Source organism: Hydrogenophaga sp. (assembly GCF_031426985.1).
Lineage (GTDB): Bacteria > Pseudomonadota > Gammaproteobacteria > Burkholderiales > Burkholderiaceae_C > Hydrogenophaga.
Genome location: NZ_JASJOY010000055.1, coordinates 72,769 through 90,663 on the forward strand (window position 1 = coordinate 72,769; position 17,895 = coordinate 90,663).

At 69.0% G+C, this 17,895-nt stretch carries 18 protein-coding genes and 2 riboswitches; of the genes, 5 read left to right on the top strand and 13 right to left on the bottom strand.

From position 1 onward, the window contains the following. The 5 genes from RMP09_RS07880 to RMP09_RS07900 all read right to left on the bottom strand — a co-directional run bounded on the left by RMP09_RS07880 (position 1) and on the right by RMP09_RS07900 (position 4,309). On the bottom strand, positions 1–447 hold the full coding sequence (locus RMP09_RS07880) for a tripartite tricarboxylate transporter TctB family protein (protein WP_310565423.1): 447 nt from the start codon (positions 445–447) through the stop codon (positions 1–3). Positions 448–462: 15 nt separating this feature from the next. Continuing rightward, positions 463–1,449: a tripartite tricarboxylate transporter substrate-binding protein gene (locus RMP09_RS07885; protein WP_310565424.1), complete on the bottom strand. Its 987-nt coding sequence runs from the start codon at positions 1,447–1,449 to the stop codon at positions 463–465. 113 nt (positions 1,450–1,562) lie between these two features. Beyond that, positions 1,563–2,987, bottom strand: a complete 1,425-nt coding sequence (locus tag RMP09_RS07890) for a sensor histidine kinase (RefSeq protein WP_310565425.1) — start codon at positions 2,985–2,987, stop codon at positions 1,563–1,565. Beyond that, complete coding sequence (locus RMP09_RS07895) at positions 2,984–3,652, bottom strand: response regulator (RefSeq protein ID WP_310565426.1); 669 nt, start codon at positions 3,650–3,652, stop codon at positions 2,984–2,986. The genes RMP09_RS07890 and RMP09_RS07895 overlap by 4 nt, the downstream gene beginning before the upstream one ends. Positions 3,653–3,742: 90 nt before the next feature. Beyond that, on the bottom strand, positions 3,743–4,309 hold the full coding sequence (locus RMP09_RS07900) for a TetR/AcrR family transcriptional regulator (RefSeq protein WP_310565427.1): 567 nt from the start codon (positions 4,307–4,309) through the stop codon (positions 3,743–3,745). Between the two features lie 67 nt (positions 4,310–4,376). Between RMP09_RS07900 and RMP09_RS07905 the strand changes: the two genes are divergently transcribed. Continuing rightward, on the top strand, positions 4,377–5,330 hold the full coding sequence (locus tag RMP09_RS07905) for a sterol desaturase family protein (RefSeq protein WP_310565428.1): 954 nt from the start codon (positions 4,377–4,379) through the stop codon (positions 5,328–5,330). Positions 5,331–5,337: 7 nt separating this feature from the next. Here the strand turns inward: RMP09_RS07905 and RMP09_RS07910 are convergent, their stop codons facing one another. Both RMP09_RS07910 and aroE read right to left on the bottom strand, forming a co-directional pair. Continuing rightward, positions 5,338–6,228 (bottom strand): DMT family transporter, encoded by an 891-nt coding sequence (locus tag RMP09_RS07910; RefSeq protein ID WP_310565429.1) that lies wholly within the window; start codon positions 6,226–6,228, stop codon positions 5,338–5,340. Between the two features lie 103 nt (positions 6,229–6,331). Then, on the bottom strand, positions 6,332–7,153 hold the full coding sequence (aroE, locus tag RMP09_RS07915; RefSeq protein WP_310565430.1) for a shikimate dehydrogenase: 822 nt from the start codon (positions 7,151–7,153) through the stop codon (positions 6,332–6,334). Between the two features lie 89 nt (positions 7,154–7,242). On the opposite strand from aroE, the gene RMP09_RS07920 reads away from it, so the two are divergent. Continuing rightward, on the top strand, positions 7,243–7,902 hold the full coding sequence (locus tag RMP09_RS07920; RefSeq protein ID WP_310565431.1) for a DsbA family oxidoreductase: 660 nt from the start codon (positions 7,243–7,245) through the stop codon (positions 7,900–7,902). Beyond that, complete coding sequence (locus RMP09_RS07925; RefSeq protein ID WP_310565432.1) at positions 7,899–8,339, top strand: GFA family protein; 441 nt, start codon at positions 7,899–7,901, stop codon at positions 8,337–8,339. Before RMP09_RS07920 ends, RMP09_RS07925 begins: the two co-directional genes overlap by 4 nt. Positions 8,340–8,349: 10 nt before the next feature. Here the strand turns inward: RMP09_RS07925 and RMP09_RS07930 are convergent, their stop codons facing one another. From RMP09_RS07930 to RMP09_RS07955, 6 genes are all read right to left on the bottom strand, one after another. Continuing rightward, positions 8,350–8,955, bottom strand: coding sequence for a glutathione S-transferase (locus RMP09_RS07930; protein ID WP_310565433.1), 606 nt, complete (start codon positions 8,953–8,955; stop codon positions 8,350–8,352). A 20-nt stretch (positions 8,956–8,975) separates the two neighbouring features. Next, positions 8,976–10,913: a radical SAM protein gene (locus RMP09_RS07935; RefSeq protein WP_310565434.1), complete on the bottom strand. Its 1,938-nt coding sequence runs from the start codon at positions 10,911–10,913 to the stop codon at positions 8,976–8,978. A gap of 157 nt (positions 10,914–11,070) precedes the next feature. Beyond that, positions 11,071–12,459 carry an L-serine ammonia-lyase gene (locus tag RMP09_RS07940; RefSeq protein WP_310565435.1) on the bottom strand — a complete coding sequence of 463 codons (1,389 nt, stop codon included), beginning with the start codon at positions 12,457–12,459 and terminating at the stop codon, positions 11,071–11,073. A 34-nt stretch (positions 12,460–12,493) separates the two neighbouring features. Further along, positions 12,494–13,750, bottom strand: coding sequence for a D-amino acid dehydrogenase (locus RMP09_RS07945; protein WP_310565436.1), 1,257 nt, complete (start codon positions 13,748–13,750; stop codon positions 12,494–12,496). Positions 13,751–13,811: 61 nt separating this feature from the next. Then, positions 13,812–13,926: riboswitch (glycine riboswitch) on the bottom strand. Further along, positions 13,927–14,023, bottom strand: a riboswitch (glycine riboswitch). It lies immediately after the preceding riboswitch. Between the two features lie 8 nt (positions 14,024–14,031). Further along, entirely contained in the window at positions 14,032–15,030 is a 999-nt protein-coding gene (locus RMP09_RS07950; RefSeq protein ID WP_310565437.1) for a tripartite tricarboxylate transporter substrate binding protein, read from the bottom strand. 31 nt (positions 15,031–15,061) lie between these two features. Next, positions 15,062–16,234 carry a M20 aminoacylase family protein gene (locus RMP09_RS07955; RefSeq protein WP_310565438.1) on the bottom strand — a complete coding sequence of 391 codons (1,173 nt, stop codon included), beginning with the start codon at positions 16,232–16,234 and terminating at the stop codon, positions 15,062–15,064. 76 nt (positions 16,235–16,310) lie between these two features. Here RMP09_RS07955 and RMP09_RS07960 point away from each other — a divergent pair, with 76 nt between their 5' ends. Both RMP09_RS07960 and RMP09_RS07965 read left to right on the top strand, forming a co-directional pair. Then, complete coding sequence (locus RMP09_RS07960) at positions 16,311–17,237, top strand: LysR family transcriptional regulator (RefSeq protein WP_310565439.1); 927 nt, start codon at positions 16,311–16,313, stop codon at positions 17,235–17,237. After that, positions 17,234–17,866, top strand: a complete 633-nt coding sequence (locus RMP09_RS07965) for a trimeric intracellular cation channel family protein (protein ID WP_310565440.1) — start codon at positions 17,234–17,236, stop codon at positions 17,864–17,866. Before RMP09_RS07960 ends, RMP09_RS07965 begins: the two co-directional genes overlap by 4 nt. Positions 17,867–17,895 lie beyond the last annotated feature (29 nt).

Consider the following 17,895-nt stretch of genomic DNA (forward strand, 5'->3'; position numbering starts at 1 on the left):
TCAGCTCCCTCCGAGCAGTGCGGCCAGCGGGCCGGCGGGCAGCACCACGTCGAGCACTTTGTCGAACAGCAGGTAGAGCACCCCGCCCAGCGCGGCACCGCCGATGAGCGACTGTTTCCAGCTGCCACCAAAGGCCATGCCCACCGGCACGGCCATCAGCGCTGTGGCGAGCGGGAAACCCAGCCACTGGAACAGCAGCGCGTAGACCAGCACGGCGGCCGCGCACAGCGCGGTGGGCTTCCAGGGCACGCCCCGGAAGGCTTCGGCGCCGGCCGTGGGCCGCAGCACCAGCCACAGGCCGCTCAGGCCCAGGCCGCAGGCCAGCAGCAGCGGGAAGGCGCGCGGGCCGACGGGTTCGTAAGAGATGGCGGCGGCGTAGTCTTGCGCGGCCCAGGCCATGGCGGCGGACGCGACAACACACACCGCGCCGAGGGCGCGGTCACTCATGGCGGGGCTCCGGGCTTACTTGGCGGGGACGACGTTCAGGCCGAACTCTTCGGCCAGCTTGCGGTAGCCGGCCACCTGCTTCTTGACGTAGGCGTCCAGCGGTGCGCCGGTCAGGGCCATGGGGAACAGGCCGCGCTCGCTGCGCAGCTTGTCGTAGGCGGGCGTGGCCATCAGCTTGGTGAAGGTGTCGGCCCAGACCTTGTAGTCGGCGTCGCTGACCTTGGGGCCGACGTAGAAGCCGCGCACGATGGGCCAGTCCACGTCGTAGCCCTGCTCGGTCGCGGTGGGGATGCTGGCCATGTCGCCGGGCAGGCGCTTGTCGTTCATCACCGCCAGGATGCGCACCTTGGCGCCGGCCTTGATCTGCTGCTGGGTCTCGGCCGCGTCGCCGGTGAAAACGTGGATGTGGCCGCCCTGCAGCGCGGTCAGCGCCTCGCCGCCGCCCTCGAAGGCCACGTAGCGCATGGTCTTGGGGTTCACGCCGCCGGCGCGTGCGGTGAGCGCGGCCTTCATCCAGTCCTGGCTGCCCACGGTGCCGCCCGCGCCCAGCACCACCTTGGTCGGGTCGGCCTTCATGGCGGCCATCACGTCCTTGAGGGTCTTGTAGGGCGAGTTCTCGGCCACCACCACGGCCCCGTAGTCGGTGCCGATGGCGGCGAGCCAGCGCACGTCGTTCTCGGTGTAGCGGCCGAACTTGCCCTGTGCCAGGTTCAGCAGCGAGCCGCCGGAGAACGCGACGATGGCGTTGGCCGCGTCGGGCTTCTGTGCGATCACGGTGTTGTAGGCCACGGCGCCGATGCCACCGGGCATGTAGGTCACGCGCATCGGGTCGGCGATGAACTTGCCTTCCTGCAGCGCGCTCTGCACCAGCTTGCAGGTGAGGTCGAAGCCGCCGCCGGGCTTGGCGGGGGCGATGCACTCGGTCTTGTCGAGCGGGGTGGCGGTGGCGGTGAGCGCGGCGGCCGAAACGGCGGCGGCGATGAACTTGGCGACGGTGCTCATGAAGGTGTCTCCTCGGTGGGGTGGAATCCGCGCAGCACAGGCGCTGCGGTGAGGGCACTGTAGAAAACGGGCACTTTCAAGGCGCTTTCAGGCGAACGGCTAAAAACCGAGGGTTAACCCTGAATTTTGTCGGTGCCCGGCGGGGCGGGCAGGGTGAGCGTGACGGCCAGGCCGCGGCCGTCGGGGCCGGCGTCCACCCGCATCTGCCCGCCATGCCGCTGGGCCACGGTGCGCACGATGGCCAGGCCCAGACCGGAGCCGGGCAGGGCGCCGCCGCCACCGCGGAAGAAGCGCTCGCCGGCACGCGGCAGTTCGGCGGGCGGCAGGCCGGGGCCGTCGTCCACCACCGCCATGCGCACCGCACCGTCCGGCTCGCCGCGCACCGTCAACGTGACGTGGCAGCCCGCGCCGCCGTGGCGGATGGCGTTGTGCAGCAGGTTGGCCAGGGCCTCGCGCAGCAGGTCGGGCTCGCCGCTCAGCGGCAGCGGGTGTTCCGGTGCCTCCAGGCCCAGGTCCACGCCCTGCTCGCGCGCGGGGCCCCACCACTGGCGCACCAGGGCTTCGGCCAGCGCCACGGCGTCGAAGGGCTGGCGCTGCGGCGGCGCGCTGTCGGCGCGCGCCAGCGAGAGCATCTGGTTGGTCTGGCGGATGGTCTCGTCCAGCTGCTCGCGGATCTTGTCCAGCACCTCGCGCTGCGCCGACGGGTCGGCCTCGCGCTGCGCGTAGGCCACCTGCGTGGCCAGTGTGGTCAGTGGCGTGCGCAGCTGGTGCGAGGCGTCGTCGATGAAGCGGCGGCGCGCCTCGGTCTGTTCGCGGTGGCGTTCGATGTGGTGGTTGATGGCCTGCACCAGCGGCCGCACCTCGGCCGGCGCGCCGGTGTCGTCGACGGGGGTGAGGTCCTGCGGGTCGCGCGCGTCCACCTCCTGGCGCAGCCGGTCCAGCGGCCGCATGGCCCAGGCGATGGCCAGCGCCAGCAGGCCGGTGGCGGCCAGCATCAGCAACACGTCGCGCGCCAGCGACTGCAGAACCAGTGCGCGCCGGAAATCGTTGCGCGCCTCCAGCGTTTCGGCCACCTGGATCAGCACGCGCTGCGGCCCGGTCTGCCCGGCCAGCGGCGGGTTCAGCTCGCGCGCGTAGCTGCCCACGCGCACCGCAGTTCCCAGGTACACGCCTTCGTGGAACTGCGGCTGGCCGGTCTGCAGCGGTCGGGGTGGCGCGGGCAGGTCGGCGCTGCCGATCTCCACCAGCCCGTCTTCGGTGGCCACGCGGTAGAACACCTGGCCCTGCGCGGTCAGCTCGAAAAATTCGAGCATGCGGTAGGGCAGTTCCACGCCGATGCCGCCGCTGGCGGTGGAGATGCTCGAATCGATGGACTTGACCGCCCCCAGCAGGGATCGGTCGTAGGCCGCGTCGGCTGCCTCGCTGGCGGTGCGCCAGCCCAGCCAGAGTTCGCCCGCGATCACCGCGCCCAGGCCCGGCAGCAGCAGCACCAGCAGAAAGCGGCGGATGCTCGCGCGCGACCACGACAGCGGTGTCACGCGGCGCTTTCGAGCTGGTAGCCCAGCCCGCGCAGGGTGGCGATGCGCACCGGCGAGGTTTCCAGCCGCTTGCGCAGGCGGTGGATCAGCACCTCGATGGCCTCGGGGTTCACGTCCTGCTCGTCGGAGAACACGCGCTCCAGCAGCTCGCGCTTGGACAGCGGCTCGCCCGGGTGCTGGATCAGGGCGCGCAGCACCGCGTGTTCCCGCGGCGTGAGGCTGAGCACCTCGTGCTGGAGGCGGAACTGTTTGGCCGCGCTGTCGTAGCTCAGCGGCCCGCAGGCAAAGCGCGGGTGCTCCTGCCCGCGCGAGCGGCGGATCAGCGCGATCAGCCGCGCCTCCAGCTCGGCCACGTCGAAGGGCTTGGCGAGGAAGTCGTCGGCCCCGCCGTGCAGGCAGCTCACGCGCTCCATCAGCGAATCGCGCGCGGTGAGGATCAGCACCGGCAGGCGTTCATCGGCCTCCCGCAGGTCGGACAGCACGTCGTGGCCGCCCAGGCCGGGCAGGCCCAGGTCGAGGATCAGCGCGTCGTACTTGGTGGCCTTGAGGCTTCGGCGCACCAGGCGCCCGTCGTTCACCCAATCGACCTGGAAGTCGTTCTGGCCCAGGGCCTTGACCAGCCAGGTGCCCAGTTCGGTTTGATCTTCGGCGAGCAGGATGCGCATGGCGCGATTGTCAAACAGAACGTCGGGGTCGAACCCGGTACGGCACGAACACGTCGGGCTGCCTGCAGTGTGCTTCGGTGTTTCCGTTGTTCAGGGTTTGGACACCATCGCGATGGAGCCTTCGACAAGGAGATTGAGTCGGCGCTCCATCTCGCGGATGGGGGGTGGCTTGGGTGCATGGATCCACCAAGCCATGGTTTCGACAATCCCGCCCGCCAGATAGCAGGCCAGCCAGTGGCGCTGATCAGTCGTCAGGCCGTGCGCCTTGAGTTCCAGGTCCACCAGTTCGCGCACCATGGCCTTGAAACGTGAGGCGATGCCATGTCCGCTGCGTTGGCCAATGACGGCTTTGAACACGGCGCGCTGTTCGTCCATGTGGTCGAGCAGCCCGCCGAGCATGCCCAGCCCAGGCGCCGGACCCTGTCCCCATTGGGAGGTCAAGTGGTCGCGCAAGCCGGCGAAGCTGTCGGACAGCAGATCGTCCTTGCCCTGGTAATGCAGGTAGAACGTTGAGCGGCCCACGTTGGCTCGCTCACAGATGGCCTGTATCGAGAGTTCGTCCCAGCCAGCACTGGGCAACAAGGCCAGCATCGCGTCGCGCAGCGCGAGCCGGGTTCGCGCGACCCTTCGATCAACCTCACGGGGCGGCTGGGGCATGGCATCTCCTGAACATCGGCGGGCAGTGTGTCTGGAAACGGACAAGAGGCCGGTGGGGCGACTTGTCGTGAAAGGCTTTGCACAAGATTATGGACATGTGTTCAATAAAAGAGGCGTGTTCATGAAGCCAGACAAGCCGGCGCAGGGAAGCGCCGATGGGGCGTTGGCCCGCACCGTGCGCTGGGGCTTCTATCCAGCGGCGCTGGCAGTCACCGTGTCTTACATCGTGGCGGAAGCGACGGGATGGTTCGGCCGAATCGGCTCGGCCTATCCCTGGTATCTGGCGGTGCTCATCTTGACGATGCTTGCACTGGAGCAGCTGATACCGATGAGGAGGGACTGGGGGATGACCCGACGGTTGTTCTTCGTGCGGGACCTGCCCATGCTGGTGGTCAACGGCACGGCGATCGTGCTGGCCACCCGCGTGGTGACGGCGTTTTCAGGGGCCGTGACCATCCCGTCGTGGGCGCTGACGGAATGGCCATGGCCCTTGCAGGCATTGGTCGCCCTGGCACTGGCCGATCTGGCGTGGTACGGCATCCATCGCCATTGTCATGAAGGGACGGGCTGGCTGGGACGCTGGATGTGGCTCACCCATGCCCATCACCATTTTCCCGAGCAGGTCTATGTCTTCATGCACGCAGCGGGACACCCGATACAGGCTGCCTATGTGCGGATGCTCTTGTTGCTGCCAGCCATCAGCTTCGGGCTCTCGCCGGAAGCGGCATTTGCTGCGGCGGTGTTCAACGGTTTTCAGGGGCTGGTCTCGCACTTCAATGTCGATGTGCGCGCGGGCTGGTTCAACCGCTTGTTCGTCGGGACGGAACTGCACCGCTTTCACCACAGCGCCGATGTGCTGGAAGGCAAGAACTACGCGGCGGTGTTCAGTGTGTGGGACCAGCTGTTCGGAACCTACAGGCTGCCGGGCATCGCGCCAGTGGCGCTGGGTGTCAAAGACCGGCAGACCTATCCCGCCGATTCGGCGTGGTGCCGGTTGCTGAGCTTGCCGTTTCGGCGCTGATGCGCCGTCACTGCACGATTTCGTCCGCCGGGCCGCGGTGCGCTTCGGGCTTGGCGGTGGCGGCGCTGCCGGCCGCCGCGCACATCACCAGCACGATCGCCAGCCACTGCAGGCTGGTCAGCTGCTCATCGAGCACCAGCACGCCCATCAGCGCCGCGACGGCTGGTTCCATGCTGGCCATGACGCCGAAGGCGCCCGGCGTGAGGCGCTTGAGCGCCACCATTTCCAGCGAGATCGGGATGGCGCTGGAGACCGCGGCCACGCCCAGGCCGATCAGCAACACATGGGGCTGCAGCAGGGCGCTGCCGGCGTGCCAGATGCCGAAGGGCACGACCGTGATCGCGGCCATGGTCAGGCCCAGCGCGACCGAGTGGCCGGCGTGCAGGTGGCCGACCCGCTTGCCGAACAGGATGTAGGCGGCCCAGAACACCGCCGCACCCAGCGCGAAACCCACCCCCTCAGGGTTGATCGTGGCCACGTCGTGCCCCAGCGGCAGCAGCAGGCCCAGGCCGGCGATGGCCAGGGCGATCCAGAGGTAGTCGATGCGCTGGCGCGAGGTGAAGCAGGCGACGGCCAGCGGGCCGCTGAACTCGATGGCCACCGCGATGCCGAAAGGAATCGTCCTGAGCGACTGGTAGAACATCAGGTTCATGCAGCCCAGCGCCACGCCGTAGCGCACCAGGCTCTTGAGGTCTGCGCGCGTGGTGGTCCAGCGCCAGGGGCGCCAGATCAGAAGCAGCAGCAGGGCCGAAAAGCCCACGCGCAGGGCGGTGGTGCCCAGCGAACCGACCTGCGGGAACAGCTGTTTGGCGAACGAGGTGCCCAGGCCCAGCGCCACCACCGAGCCGAGCACGGCGAGCAGGGGCACGGCCTGTGACCAACGGGGAGAGGATGTCATGTTCTCAACCAGAAACGACCCGCCGCCGGGCCGCCCCAAGGCGGGTCAGCCCCCTTTGGGGGGCAGCGACCCGCGCAGCGGCGGAGCGTGGGGGCGCGATGTTTCAGACCAGGGGGATGGTGAAGCGGGCGATCACCGGCTGCGTGTTCGGGCGCACGCCGCGCCACCACTCGAAGGCCTCGGCCGCCTGCTCGACCAGCATGCCCACGCCATCGGCCAGCTGCGTGACGCCGGCGGCCTGCGCCTGTTGCAGGAAGGTGGTCAGGCCCTTGCCGTAGACCAGGTCGTAGGCCAGGGCACCGGGCGCGAACACGCCCGCGGGCAGCGGCAGCGCGTCTTTCGACAGGCCGGTGGAGGTGGCGTTGAGCACCACGTCGAAGGTCTCGCCGGCCAGCTCGTCGTAGCCACCGGTTTGCAGGGTGGTGTGGGCCGCGAAGTCGGCTTTCAGGCCATGCGCCTTGGCGGCGGTGCGGTTGGCGATGGCGATCACGGCGGGCTGCTGCGCCGCGATGGGCAGGATGGCGCCGCGCGTGGCGCCGCCGGCACCGCAGATCAGCACCCGCTTGCCCGCCAGCGACACGCCCAGGTTGCGCTGGATGTCGTTGACCAGGCCCAGGCCGTCGAAGTTCTGCGCGTAGATGCGGCCGCCCTCGAACTTGAGCGCGTTGACCGCGCCGGCCAGCCGGGCCGACTCCATCGGGTCGGTGGCGATCTCGAAGGCCTGCAGCTTGAACGGGATGGTGACGTTCATGCCTTTGCCACCCTGGGCGATGAAGGCCTCGACCGTGGCGCGGAAACCGTCCAGCGGGCCTTCGATGGCGGTGTATTGAATGTCCTGTCCGGTGGCTTGCGCGAAGGCGCCGTGGATCAGGGGGGACTTGCTGTGGCCAATGGGGTTGCCGATGACGGCGTAACGGTCGGTCATGGTGAGTCGCGAACAGTGCGGAAGGGGGCTTTTCGGGGGCAATGCGGGGCAGTTCGGCATTGTCGCGCATGGCTCGCTACCATCGCCCCATGACCAAGACCCTCAAGATCGATTTCGTCTCCGATGTCTCCTGCCCCTGGTGCGCCATCGGCTTGGCCGGGCTGGAACGCGCGCTGGAACGGGTGCAGCCCGACATTGCGGCCGAGCTGCATTTCCAGCCGTTTGAACTGAACCTGCAGATGGCGCCCGAGGGCGAAGACGTGGGCGAACACCTGGCGAAGAAGTACGGCAGCACGGCCGAGCAACAGGCCCAGATCCGCGAGACCATCCGTGAGCGCGGCGCCGCGGCCGGCTTCAGCTTCAACCCGGGTGGCCGCGGGCGCATCTGGAACACCTTCGACGCCCACCGCCTGCTGACCTGGGCCGAGGCCGAGGGCCAGCCGGGGCAGCAACACGCGCTCAAGAAAGCGCTGCTGGAGGCCTACCACGGCCGCGCCGAGAGCCCGGCCGATCACGCGGTGCTGCTGGCCTGCGTGAAGGCCGTCGGGCTGGACCAAACCCGCGCCGCCGCGGTGCTGGCCAGCGACGCCTTCACCGAAGAAGTGCGCGAGCGCGAGCAGTTCTTCACCGGCCACGGCATCCACTCGGTGCCCGCCGTGATCATCAACGACCGCCACCTGATCTCCGGCGGCCAGCCGGCCGAGGTGTTCGAGCAGGCGCTGCGGCAGATCGCGGCGGAGGCGGCGTGAATGCCGCCGAGCCAACGGCGGGGCCGATGCGGGTGCAGGGCGCTTGCCACTGCCGGGCCGTTCGCCTGACCGCCGAGGTTCAGCTGTCGCGTGTGTTCGTGTGCCATTGCACCGATTGCCAGGTGCTCACCGGCAGCGCGTTCCGGGTCGTGGTGCCCGTGGTGCCTGGAAGTCTTCAGGTGCAGGGGGCCGTCAAGGGTTATCCGCGCACGGCTGACAGTGGCAATGTTCGATGGCAGTACTTTTGTCCCGAATGCGGTACGCCGATGTATGCGGGTACGCCGGACGGTGCAGGTCTGGCGACGGTGCGTGTGGGGGTGCTGCAAGAGCGTGCGCTGCTCCAGCCGACCGCGCAGCTGTGGCGGCGCAGCGCATTGCCCTGGGTGAATGTCATGGACGGCGTGCCGGCTTGCGAGCAGCAGGAGCTGCTGGGCTGAGTCGGCCGTGTCAGGCCCGGTAGGTGCTGTCGCCGTGGGGGGCCGCCGCGAAGGCGGGCAGCGCTTCAGCGCGCCCTGAAAACGCCACCAGGTTCGGGTAGCGCGCGCCGGGCACCACGTCCGGCACCATCTTCTGAATGAACTCCCAGGCGACCGCGGTGCTCACGCCGGTCTGGTCCATGTCCATGATCGGCGCCGCCTGTTCGAGGCCGTCGCAGGCGGCCAGCAGTTGCCCGGTCACGCGCGCCACCCAGGGTTCGTGCTGCTTGTCGGCGGGCCGCAGGCCGCGTTCGTAGACGATCTGCACCGCCTTCTCGCAGGCGGCCAGCGCCAGGCCCACGGTGCGCAGCGAGCGGGCCAGGGCCTGCGGTTCGGCGGGCAGCAGGCTGCGCCCGGCCAGCGCCTCGGCGTACTGCAGGATCAGCGTCGAATCCATCAGCACCGTGCCGTCGTCGCAGACCAGCGTCGGGGCCTTGACCACCGGGTTGGTGCGGCTGAACTCGCCAAAGGTGCGGAACACCGACAGCGACTGGTGCTCGAAGGGCAGCCCCAGCAGTTGCAGGGAAATGGCGACCCGGCGCACATAGGGCGAGTCGAGCATGCCGATCAGTTTCATGGGCGTTCTCCGTTCCGTGTTCAGTGGTGGGCCGACAGGGCCTTGCCGATCTTGCCGCGCTTGACCGTGGGCCGTGGCACCGGGCAGGGCAGGTGCTCGAACCAGCGGCGCACGTCGTCTTCCACGCACAGGCCGTGCATGTAGTTGTAGATCGCCTTGCGCAGGCCCTCGCCCAGCGCGTTGTGGTCCACGCCGGGCGGCATGGGCGTGGGGTCGGTGAAACCGATGTCGTTCTTGGCGAACGTGATGTTGGGCAGCGGGATCAGCTCGATGCCGTATTCGGCCGGGTTCAGACCGACGGGCGAATGCACGGTGCAGCTGAAACGGTGGAAGAAGCCGCTCTGGATGCAGCCGTTCTCGAACAGCTGGCGCACGTATTCGAGCGCGTCGACGGTGTCCTGCAGCGTCTGGGTCGGGAAGCCGTACATCAGGTAGGCGTGCACCAGGATGCCGGCGTCGCTGAAGCCCTTGGTGACGCGCGCCACCTGTTCGACGCTCACGCCTTTTTTCATGAGCTGGAGCAGCCGGTCGCTGGCCACTTCCAGCCCGCCGCTCATGGCGATGCAGCCGCTTTGCGCCAGCAGCTCGGCCAGCTCGGGCGTGAAGGTTTTTTCAAAGCGGATGTTGCCCCACCAGCTGATCTGCAGGTCGCGGCGGATCAGCTCTTCGGCCAGGGCCTTGAGCGCCTTGGGCGGTGCGGCCTCGTCGACAAAATGGAAGCCGGTCTGGCCGGTCTCTTTGACGATGTTTTCGATGCGGTCGGCCAGGGTCGAGGCGGTCGCGGTTTCGTAGCGGCCGATGTAGTCCAGGCTCACGTCGCAGAAGCTGCACTTCTTCCAGTAGCAGCCGTGGGCCACCGTCAGCTTGTTCCAGCGGCCGTCGCTCCAGAGCCGGTGCATGGGGTTGAGCATGTCCAGCAGGCTCAGGTAACGCTCGATCGGCAGGCCGTCCCAGGTGGGCGTGCCCACGTCCTCGAACGGGATGTCGGGCTCGGCCAGGTTGACGTACTTCACGGCACCGTTGTCGCGCAGGAAGGTGCGCTGCAGGCGCTGCTGGCCACGCTCGCCGTGCAGGTGTTCGATCAGCGAAAGCACGGGCCGCTCGCCGGCGTCCAGCGTCACGTAATCGACGAAGTCGAACACGCGCGGGTCCGACAGTTCGCGCAGCTCGGTGTTGACGAAGCCGCCGCCCAGGCCGATGCGGATGTGCGGGTTCTGCGCCTTGATGGTCTGTGCGATGCGCAGCGCCGCGTACATGGCGCCCGGGAAGGGCACGGACAGCAGCACCAGCGTGGGCTGGTGGCGCTGCAGGGCGGCCAGGGTCAGGTCGCACAGCAGATCGTCCACCAGGGTGGGGGGCGCGGCCAGCGCCTGGGCCAGCGGCTCGAAGCTGGGCTGGCTGCTGGCCAGGGATTCGGCGTAGCGCACGAACTCGAAGCGTTCGTCGGCCGCGTCGCGGATCACGTCCGACAGGTCGTTGAGGTAGAGCGTGGCCAGGTGGCGCGCCTTGTCCTGCACGCCCAGCGCGCCGAAGGCCCAGGCGAGCGGGTCGCCGCTGCCGTCGCTTTCGTCCAGGCTCTGGTAGTTGTCCAGCGCCAGGAAACGCGGCCCCTCGGGCAGCAGGCCGCGCGCGGCGATGCGGTAGGCCAGGGTCGAATCGCGCCCCTGCAGGTGGGCAATCACCGGGCCGATGGTGGCGCGGTAGGCCTCGAACTGGTCGAGGAAGTTGTGCACGCTGGCGCTGCGCAGCGCCTCGGGCTGGGCCAGCGCGCAGCCGCGCAGCGCTTCCAGCCCGGCGGGCGTGAACAGCTGGAGCACCAGCGCCAGCGCGAGGTCTTCCTGCACCGCCGTGATGCCGCGCGAACGCAGGAAACCGGTGAGGTAGGCGGTGGAGGGGTAGGGCGTGTTGAGCTGCGTCATCGGCGGGATGAGGCTCAGCACGCGGAAAGAGGTGGACATGCGTGTGAGAAAGAGTTTGCTGGGAGCTTAGCCCAGAAGAAATCCCCCGCAGTGGTCGGCGCGCGATGTCCCCTTCAAGGATGCCGTGGAACCGGCTTTGCCGGGCCGCTGGCATCGCCCCCTGGGGGGTGACGCCGCAGGCGGCGCGGGGGGGGGGTCAACACTCCACGATGTTGACCGCCAGCCCGCCGCGCGCCGTTTCCTTGTACTTCGTCTTCATGTCCGCCCCGGTCTCGCGCATGGTCTTGATGACCTTGTCCAGGCTGACGTGGTGCACGCCGTCGCCGCGCAGCGCCATGCGCGCGGCGTTGATAGCCTTGACCGAAGCGATGGCGTTGCGTTCGATGCAGGGGATCTGCACCAGGCCGCCGACCGGGTCGCAGGTCAGGCCCAGGTGGTGTTCCATGCCGATCTCGGCCGCGTTCTCCACCTGCTCGGGTGTGCCGCCGAGAACGGCGCAGAGCGCCGCCGCGGCCATCGAGCAGGCCACGCCCACCTCGCCCTGGCACCCCACCTCGGCACCGCTGATGCTGGCGTTTTCCTTGTAGAGGATGCCGATGGCCGCGGCGGTGAGCAGGAAGTCGACCACGCCGTCGTCGTTCGCGCCGGGCACGAAGCGCCTGTAGTAATGCAGCACGGCGGGCACGATGCCGGCCGCGCCGTTGGTCGGCGCGGTGACCACGCGGCCGCCGGCAGCGTTTTCTTCATTGACCGCGAGCGCGTAGAGGTTGACCCAGTCGAGCACGGCCAGCGGGTCGGTCAGCGCTTTCTCAGGGTTGCCGGTCAGGTCGCGGTACAGCGCGGGCGCGCGGCGGCGCACCTTGAAGCCGCCGGGCAGCACGCCGTCGGTGGCGCAGCCGCGCTGCACGCAGGCCTGCATCACGGCCCAGATGCGCAGCAGGCCATCGCGGATCTGATCGTCGCTGCGCCAGTGGCGTTCGTTGGCGTGCATCACGCCGGCGATGCTCAGGCCGTGTGCGCGGCAGCGCTGCAGCAGCTCGTCGCCGGTGCGAAACGGGATCGGCAGTTGCGTGATGTCGGGTGCGATCACCTTCTGCCGTTGGCCGTCGGCCATGACCTCCTCGCTCACCACGAAGCCGCCGCCGACCGAATAGAAGGTGCGCTCGGCCAGCACTGCGCCGGCCGCGTCCCTGGCCGTCAGGCGCATGCCGTTGGCGTGCAGCGGCAGGGGCTGGCGGTGCATGGTCAGGTCTTCGCGGTCGTTCCAGCCGATGCTGTGCACGCCCATGAGCGCGATGCGCGCCTGCTGCCGGATGGCAGCGATGGTGGGTTCGACCGATTCGATCGGCACCGATTCCGGCTCATGCCCGCACAGGCCGAGCAGCACCGCCTTGTCGCTGCCGTGGCCGCGGCCGGTGGCGCCCAGCGAACCGTAGAGTCCGCCGTGCACCCGCGCCACCGCCGGCAGCAGGCCAGCGGTCTGCAGCCCGTGCGCGAACAGGCGCGCCGCCCGCATGGGCCCCACGGTGTGCGAGCTGCTGGGCCCGATGCCGATCTTGAACAGGTCGAAGGCCGAAACCGCCATGGCTGTCTCCCGTGTGGTGGATGGGTTGCGGCGTTCAGGCCAGGGCCGGCCGGACGGCGCCGCGGCCCGAGCGCGCATCTTCCCACTGGGCGACGTGGCCGGCCAGCTGGTGCGCGGTGATGGCCGAGAGCGTCCAGCCCAGGTGGCCGTGGCCGGTGTTGTAGAACACGTTGGGCAGGCGGCCGGGGCCGACGCGGGGCAGCATGTCCGGCATCATGGGGCGCAGGCCGGCCCAGGGCTCGACGCGGCGCGTGCTCACGCCCGGGAAGCACTGGTTGACCCAGTTCACCAGCGGGCGGATGCGGTCGGCGCGGATGTCCAGGTTCATGCCGTTGAACTCGGCCGTGCCGGCGACGCGGAAGCGGTCCTGTCCCAGGCGGCTGGTGACCAGCTTGGTCTCGTCGTCCAGCAGGCTGACCTGCGGCGCGGCAGCCTGGCTCTGCTCGTCGTTCAGCATCACGGTGATGGAGTAGCCCTTGACCGGGTAGACGTTGAGCCGGTCGCCCAGCTGCGCGCCCAGCGCCCGGCTGTGCACGCCGGCGCAGACCACCACAGCATCCGCGCTCACCACCTCGCCGTCGGACAGGGTGACCTGGGCGGTCCGGCCATCGCTCTTGACGCGGGCCACGGCGCGGCCGGTCAGCAGACGCACGCCGCGGCGCTCGCAGGCCAGGCTCAGACCGTGGGTGTATTTGTGGATGTCGCCGGTGCTGTCGCTCTCGGTGTAGTAGCCGCCGTAGTAGGTGCCGGCCAGCGTGGGTTCGATGGCGCGCATTTCGTCGGGCGTCACGGCGCGGCGCGGCAGGCCGCCTTCGGCCAGCAGCTTGGAGACCTCACCCGCGTGGTCGAAGCCGGCCTTGTCGCGGTAGATGTGCAGGATGCCCTGCTGCTTCAGGTCGAAGTCAATGCCCTCGGCCTGCGCCCAGCCGAACAGGTGTTCGCGTGCGGCGATGGCCAGCTTCGCGGTGGCGATGGTGTTCTCGCGGTACTTGGGGATGGCGGCCGCGAATTCAGCGAACCAGGACAGCTTGTGCCACGAGGGCTTGGGGTTGACCAGCAGCGGTGCGTCGGCCTTGAGCATCCACTTGATGCCTTTGAGCAGGGTGGACGGGTGGGTCCAGGTTTCGGCGTTGGAGGCCGAGAGCTGCCCGCCGTTGGCATGGCTGGTTTCCATGCCGGCGTAGCGGTGTTGTTCGATCAGGGTGACCTGGTGGCCTTCGCGGGCCAGGGCATAGGCGCTGGTGACGCCGGTGATGCCGCCGCCGATGACGATGAGGTGTTGCTGTGCCATGGGAATCTCTTTCAAAGCCGTCAAACAGGGATGGGCACGCCCCGCACACCGTGTGCGGGCCATGACCCCCTCTGTTTGTGACCTGAGAGATTCACCGGTCCCCATTGACATGGGTGGACTGGCTTGCTCCTGCGGTGGGCCGGGGGACGAATCCCGGCCACTCTTCAGAGTTTGAAGCGTGTCGATCGGTCCTTTTGCCTGAGAGTTTCCGGGGCGGTTGCTCCTTCGGCGCCGGCCGCCTCGGAAGGGGCCGGTCTCTCCCGATCGACGGAAGAAGGCGCTTATTGTGCCTGCAGCCCGATGGCTTTGACAATGTTCCGGAACTGCTGGGTGCCGTCGGCATAGGCCTTGTCGGCCTCGGCCAGGGTCTGCGGCTTGGGCAGCAGCTGGCTGTTGGCTTCGAGCGCGGCGTGCACGGCCGGGTCGCCCAGCGTGCCGGTGATCGCCTTGTGCAGTGCCGCCACGACCGGTTCCGGCGTGTCGCGCTTGACGAAGTAGCCGGTCCAGATCTTGAACGTGAAGTCCTTGAGTTGCTTGCTCTCGCTGACCGCGGGGTACTGCTTGACGCTGTCCAGCCGCTCGCTGTTGAGCATGGCCAGCACTTTGATGCGGCCCGTCTTGTGCATCTCGTCGTATTTCTTGCCGTAGGGCGCCAGGAAGAAATCGACCTGGCCGGCCATCAGGTCCTGCTCGGCGGGGGCGGCGCCTTTGTAGGGCACGTGGATCATCGGGATGCCGGTGACCTTGGACAGGTGCTCGCCCAGCAGGTGGTAGAACGAACCGGGGCCGACGCTGGCGAAGGTCAGCGGCTTGCCGTCCTTGGCGGCCTTGCGCGCGTGCTCGACGAATTCGTCGACGCTGCCCACCGGCAGGTCCTTCTTGGCCAGGAAGGCGATCTGCGCGGTGGCGATCATCTGCACCAGGCGGAAGTCTTCGCTTTTGACCTTGTTGGACGCGACGGCCAGGGGCGCGAGGATCAGCTCGTTGGGCGAGCCCTGGAAGACGGTGTAGCCGTCGCTGGGCGCGTTGAGCACTTTCTGCGCGGCGATGGCACCGCTGGCGCCGCCCAGGTTCTCGATCACCACCGGCTGGCCCAGCTGCTTGCCCAGGGTGACGTTGACCGAACGCGCGATCACGTCCGACATGCCGCCGGCCGGGTAGGGGACCATCAGCGTCACCGGTTTGGCGGGGAAGGTCTGGGCGATGGCCGTGCCGGCCAGGCCCAAGGTGGCCAGCGCGGCGCCGGCGATGAGGGTCTTGATGCGGATGCGTGCGTTCATGGGTTTGTCTCCTGTTGTGGTGATCGAGGGGTCAGGGGGTGGGGGAAAGCAGGTCCTGCACCAGCGCGATCCAGTAGGCCGCGCCGGGGGCGATGTTCAGGTCGTTGAAGTCGTAGGCCGGGTTGTGCACCATGCAGGCGCCGGGTTCGCCGTCGGCACCGTTGCCGATGAACAGGTAGCTGCCCGGCACGCGTTCGAGCATGAAGGCGAAGTCTTCGCTGCCGGTCAGCATCGGGCCCTGGGGTGTGATCTGCCCGGCCGGGAAGTGCCGCTGTGCCACCGCCAGCGCGCGGGCGGTCTGTTCGGCGTCGTTCACCAGCACCGCGTAACCCGGGCGCCAGGCGATCTCGGCGCGCACGCCGAAGCTCTGCGCCTGCAGCGCGATCAGGTCCTGGATGCGCCGCTCCATGTCGCGCCGCACTTGCGGGTCCAGCGCGCGCAGGCTGATCTCCAGCGTCGCTTCGGCCGGGATCACGTTGTTGGCCTGGCCGGCGTGGAGTGCGCCGACCGTGACCACGGCCGGCTGCATCGGGTCGACGTTGCGCGAGACGATGGTCTGCAGCGCCATGACGATGGACGCGGCGGCCACCAGCGGGTCGGTCGCTTTGTGTGGCATGGCGCCGTGGCCGCCGTGGCCGTGCAGGGTGACGGTGGCGTAGTCGGACGAGGCCATGGTCGGGCCGCTGCGGAACACCAGCTGGCCCTGCGGGAAGCCGGGCATGTTGTGCATCGCGAAGATCGCGTCGCAGGGGAAGCGCTGGAACAGACCGTCCTCCATCATCTTCAGCGCACCGCCGCCGCCTTCTTCGGCCGGCTGGAAGATCAAATTCAGCGTGCCGTCGAAATCGCCCTGGGTGGCCAGGTGCTGGGCGGCGGCCAGCAGCATCGCGGTGTGGCCGTCGTGGCCGCAGGCGTGCATCACGCCGTGCTCGCAGCTGGCCCAGGCCGCGCCCGTGGCCTCGGCGATCGGCAGCGCGTCCATGTCGGCGCGCAGGCCGATGCGGCGCTTCGAAGTGCCGCGTTGGAGTTGCCCGACCACGCCCGTGCCGCCCAGGCCGGTGGTGACGGCATAGCCCCAGGCGCCCAGCTGGGCGGCGACCAGGGCGGCCGTGCGGCGCTCGTTGAACGCCAGCTCGGGGTGGCGGTGGATATCGCGGCGCACGGCGATGAACTGTTCGACGGCGGCGTCACTGAGGCGATCCATGCAAAACACTCCTGAAACATGAACTTTGTTGCATGTTAGGAAGCGACTGGATTAAAGTCCAATGCATTGATCATCAATGATCCATGCATTGGACTGGAGGTTCTGGATGACGCTGGTGCAGTTGCGGCACTTCGTGGTGCTGGCCGAACTTGGCGCGTTCGTGCAGGCGGCCAAGGCCCTGTACCTCACACAACCCGCGCTCACGCGCAGCATCCAGGCGCTGGAAGACGAGCTGGGCGGGCGCCTGTTCGACCGGCTGGGGCGGCGCATCGCGCTCACGCCGTTTGGCGCCGAGGTGCTGCAGCGCGCCCGGCGTCTGGTGGCCGACGCCGAGTCGCTCAAGCAGACCGGCAAAGGACTGCATGCGGGCCTGATCGGCACGCTGCGCATCGGCCTGAGTTCCGGCCCGGGCGCGCTGCTGTCCACCCCGCTGATGCTGCACATGGCCGGGCAGCACCCGAAGCTGCAGCTGCAGATCTCGCGCGGCAACACGGCGGTGCTGATCGATGCGCTGCGCGAACAGCGGCTGGACGCCGCCGTGCTGGACCTGCGCTCGGTGCGGCCGGCGGCCGATCTGGAGATCGCGCAGACCTTCGAACTGGCGGCCGGCTTCCTGGTGCGGCCTGAGCACCCGCTGATGCAGCTTGGCCGGCCGGTGGGCATCGAAGACGTGCTGGCCTACCCGGTGGCGTCGACGCCGCTGAGCGACGAGGTGGCGCGCCTGCTGATCGGCCGCTACGGACCGCAGGCCAACCCGGACGACATGGTGACCCTGCGCAGCGACGAGACGATGAACATCGTCGAGGTCGCGCGCCGCAGCGACGCCATCGTGCTGACCGCCAACGCCGCCGCCCAGGGCCTGGTGCCGCTGGACATGGCCTCCAAACTGGACGCCACCGCCAGCTTCGGCCTGGTCACGCTCGGCCAGCGCCAGGAGGCCCCAGCCCTGCGCATCCTGCGCGAGTGGCTGTCCGGCTGGATCGGCCAGAATGCATCCGCATGAAACTCACGGCACTGCTGATCGCGATCGAGGTGGGCGGGACGGTGGCCTTCGCCATGTCCGGGCTGATCGAGGCCATGCGCAAACGCATGGACGTGGTGGGGGTGTTCTCGGTCGCCTTCGTCAGCGCCTTCGGCGGGGGCACGGTGCGCGACCTGCTGCTCGACCGCCGGCCCCTGTTCTGGGTCGAGCACGAGGCCTACCTCTGGCTGGTGTTCGCCATGGTGATCACCGCGCCCTGGTGGCTCAAGGCCGCGCTGCGCGATGCGGGCAGCCGCCTGATGGACGGAGCCGATGCCTTCGGCCTGGGGCTGTTCGCGATCTCCGGCACCAGCATCGCGGTGGCGGCCGGCATGTCGCCCGGCGTGAGCGTGCTGATGGGCGCGACCACCGCCATCGTGGGCGGCGTCGCGCGCGACGTGCTGTGCAACGAGGTGCCCAAGGTCTACCAGGACCACCGGCCCTACGCGCTGTGCGCCGTGGCCGGCAGCCTGGCGTTTCTGGGGCTGGGCGGGCTCGGCCTGGGCTCCGAGCTGGCCAGCCTGGCGGGCATCGCCGTGGCCACGGGCAGCCGCCTGCTGGCCATCGCCCTCGACTGGCAGCTGCCGGGCTGGCGCCTGCCGCAGAAATGAAAAACGCCGGTGAGGGCAGGCCCCACCGG